We start from the raw sequence: 3,380 nt of genomic DNA on the forward strand, positions 1-3,380 counted from the left end.
GGGGGCGCCGGGGGGCCGGTGGCCGCGGTGTGGTCGCCGGATCTGGGGTTCGCGGAGAGCGACCCGGAGGTCGTCCGGGTGGCGAGGGCGGCGGTGGACAGGCTGATCGCGGCGGGCGCCGTACGCCTGGAGCGCCCGGCGGGGGAAGCCGTACTGCTGGACCCCGGTCCGGCGTGGCTCGCTCTGCGCGCCCCCCACGGGGACCGGGCGGCGGCGGAGCGGACACGGGCGGAGAACGACGCGCGCCTGGACGCGCTCCTCGCCGGCGACCGGCTGCTGCTGACCCCGGCCACCCCCAACCGGCCCCACGGCCACGACGGGCCGGGCGACCGGTACAGCACGGCGCTGACCTGGGCCTTCAACCTCAGCGGCCATCCGGCGGTCAGCGTTCCGGCGGGCTTCACCGGTGACGGCTGCCCGGCCGGGCTCCAGATCGCGGCCGTCAGGGGAGGGGAGGCGCTGCTCGCCTCGGTGGTGCGGGCGGCCGAGGGCGCGGGCCTGGTGGTACGGGCGCCCGGCGAGGCGTGAACCGGTACCGGGGGCGCCACCTGCCCAACGGCGCGCGCCCCCGGTTATGGTCCGTGTATGGAGGACATCCTGGAACCACCGGACCTGAAGGCCGAGGCCCACCCCAGCCGCCGCTTCCAGGAGCGTCTGCTGGAGGACCCGGAGGACCGGGCCGCGTGGCAGGGCCTGCGCGTCTCCTACGACCGGATGGCCGAGGAGTGGCGGGAGTGGACCGACGAGCAGCGCGGATACGACCTCCCCGTCCGCGAGGGGCTGCGCCGCGTCCGCCCCGCCCGGTGGGCGGTGGAGATCTGCTGCGGCACCGGTGAGGCGACGGCGGCGGTCGCCTCGGCCGTGCCGTCGGTGGTCGCCTGCGACCTGAGCCTGGAGATGCTGCGCCGCCGCGTGGAGGTGCCCGGGGTGTGCTGGGTGGCGGCCGACGTGCGGTCACTACCCCTGGGAACGGGGCGTGTTCCCTTGGTAGTGTCGCTCAACGGGGTCTTCAACCCCTCGGAGATCGTGCGGGTGCTCAGGCCCGGCGGCCAGCTGCTGTGGTGCACGTCCTTCCGTGCGGGGACGCCGCTGTACGTGCCGCCCGAGCGGATGCACCGGCTGCTGGGCGAGGGGTGGACGGCCGAGGAGGGCCGCGCCGGGCACGGGGAGTGGACGCTGTTCACCGCACCCGGGTGAGCCCCGGCCGTACGCGCCGGGCATGCGGTACGTGCCGGGCCGCTGTACGCACCGTACGCGCGGTCCGTACGCGGGCGGGTGGCACAGGAGTGACACGGGGGGTCCTGGCGTCGTGCAGGTGGTACTCATCGCACCGTTCCTCATGCGGTTCCGGCTGTGCGCCAACACCTTCGGGGGCGAGGTCGGCAGGGCGCTGAGGGAGGCGGTCACAGCGGCCGTGCCGGGCTTCTCGCCCCAGGCCGACGGGCCGGACTCCCCGCTGCTGTTCGACTACCACATGTCCACCGGCGGCTCCCGGCTCAGCGGCAAGAGGACCGTCGGCACGGTCGACCTGGAGGGCGCCGGGCTGCTGTGGTGCCGCTTCGAACCCAGCGGCTACTGCTACGTCATGCAGACCGTGGAGGTGCCGGACAAGGAGGAGATGCACCGCCGCGAGCGCGAGCTGGTGGAGCGGGTCAACCCGCACATAGCGCGGTGGACGGGGAGCGTCTCGGAGCACATGCTCGCCACCGGGCTGGTCGATCCCGTGGACGGGGCGGAGATGGACCCCGGCCGGCTGCTGTGGTGGCACCGGGTCCTGATGGACCCGCCGCACGGCCAGGAGCCGGGCGCCACCCGCGTCTACGGCGTGGAGCGCCGCATCCACGACGACGCGTACGTGCGCTTCGGCGACGGCTTCACCACCCTCGTCCGCCTGCCCCGGCACCGGATCAACGAGGTGCTGGAGGGCGTGATGGCGGCCACCAGCGAGTGGATCGCGGTGGACGAGGCCAACCGTCTGGTGTCGGCCCGGATGCTCGGGCTCAACGACACCCGATGGAACCGGGTGGCGGACGTGGACCGGCAGTTCACCGCCTCCCTCAAGCTCAGCAAGGACCTGGCCCTGCGCGACATGGTGCGCCTGGAGGAGAGCCGCTACACGGTCAACGCGGGCGCGGTGGTGGTGGACGCGGCCATGGAGCGGTGGGCGATGGAGCGCGAGCGCGGGGTGCTGGAGGTCCAGCTCCAGTCGCTGCGCGACATCCTCGACTTCCACCGCAACATGACGCAGTACCGGCGGGACGAGCGCCGCAACCGGCTGCTGTTCGTCTTCACGGCGATCGCGCTCTTCCAGTCCGTGCTGGTCTGGTACGACTTCGCCCACGAGTCCAACAACACCCTGGGCCCGGCGGAGCGGTTGGCCGTGGTCAGCGCCATCGCCGTGCTCACCGTGGTCGTGGTGGTCTCCTCGCTGGCGGCCCGGCGCCGGGAGTGAACCCGGGCCGTCCGGTGCCCGTCGGCCCCGGGGCGCGGCCGTGACGACCGGTGCCCCTCCGATAACGAATGAGGGACGGACGGTGCCTCGGGAGGCGGCATACAAGGTAAATTCCAGGCCATGCCACGAGGACGCCACCGCCACGCGCCGCCCCTGCACCGGATGCTCGCGCCGTCCGCCGTGGCGGCCGTCGCGCTCGCCAGCGCCGCGGTCTCATGGCTGATCGGGAACGCGGACGACTCCGGGGTGGTGGCCCTGCGCCTCCTGGCCGCCGCGGCCGCGGCGGCCGCCGTCACCGGGGCCGTGCTGCTGCGGCGGTGGGACCGTCAGGCCGGCCGGCGGGTCGGCGAGGTCAGGGCGGCCAAGGCCACGGCCGAGTGGCGGGCCGAGGAACGCCAGGCCGAGCTGGAGACCGAGCTGGAGGAGTCCCTGGAGATCCGCCGGAAGGCGGAGGACACACTCCGGAGCAAGCGCGCCGAGCTGGAGAGGCTGCGCACCGAGCATGCCGCGCTGCTGCGCCGGTACGCCACCGCCGAGACCGAGCGGGCCAGCGCCCTGGAGGGGCGGCGGCAGCTCGCCCTGGAGGCCGCCGGGCCCGCGAAGGCGCTCACCGCCGGGGCCGCCGACCACCGCAGGGCGTCCGGAGCGCCCACACCGCTCACCTACCTCCAGGCGGACGAGGCGCTCAGGCGGCTGCGGCTCAACGCCGCCCGGCAGCGGGAGCGCGCGGAGCGCGAGGCGGAGGGGAAGAGGGACGGGGCAGCGACCGTACCGGCCCCGGAGCCGGGCGCCTCCCAGCCGGTCCGGCAGGCCGGGCGGCCTCAGCAGCCCCAGCGGGTCGACCGGCCCCGGCAGGCCCGGCCGGAGCAGGCGGCGCGGCAGGCACCGCGGCCGCCGCGGCAGGGCGGTACGGCGGGGGCGGGGGAGC

At 75.2% G+C, this 3,380-nt stretch carries 4 protein-coding genes; all 4 read left to right on the forward strand.

Features of this window, described 5'->3' with window-relative positions; all coding sequences use genetic code 11:
- Positions 1 to 528: amidase family protein (locus L7D48_RS27375; RefSeq protein ID WP_256463323.1), on the forward strand; the 528-nt coding region annotated here is incomplete at its 5' end.
- Positions 529 to 585: 57 nt separating this feature from the next.
- Positions 586 to 1,197 (forward strand): class I SAM-dependent methyltransferase, encoded by a 612-nt coding sequence (locus L7D48_RS27380; RefSeq protein WP_237883562.1) that lies wholly within the window; start codon positions 586 to 588, stop codon positions 1,195 to 1,197.
- A gap of 118 nt (positions 1,198 to 1,315) precedes the next feature.
- Complete coding sequence (locus tag L7D48_RS27385) at positions 1,316 to 2,452, forward strand: hypothetical protein (RefSeq protein WP_237883564.1); 1,137 nt, start codon at positions 1,316 to 1,318, stop codon at positions 2,450 to 2,452.
- A 120-nt stretch (positions 2,453 to 2,572) separates the two neighbouring features.
- The coding region (locus L7D48_RS27390; protein WP_237883566.1) for a hypothetical protein at positions 2,573 to 3,380 on the forward strand (808 nt) is incomplete at its 3' end.

The sequence above is a fragment of the Streptomyces sp. ICN903 genome (assembly GCF_022015835.1).
GTDB classification, from domain to species: Bacteria; Actinomycetota; Actinomycetes; order Streptomycetales; family Streptomycetaceae; genus Streptomyces; species Streptomyces fenghuangensis.

What these genes read in the sequence shown, in the direction of transcription:
- L7D48_RS27380 (WP_237883562.1), top strand. Translation starts at nt 586, where the DNA reads ATGGAGGACATCCTGGAACCACCGGACCTGAAGGCCGAGGCCCACCCC.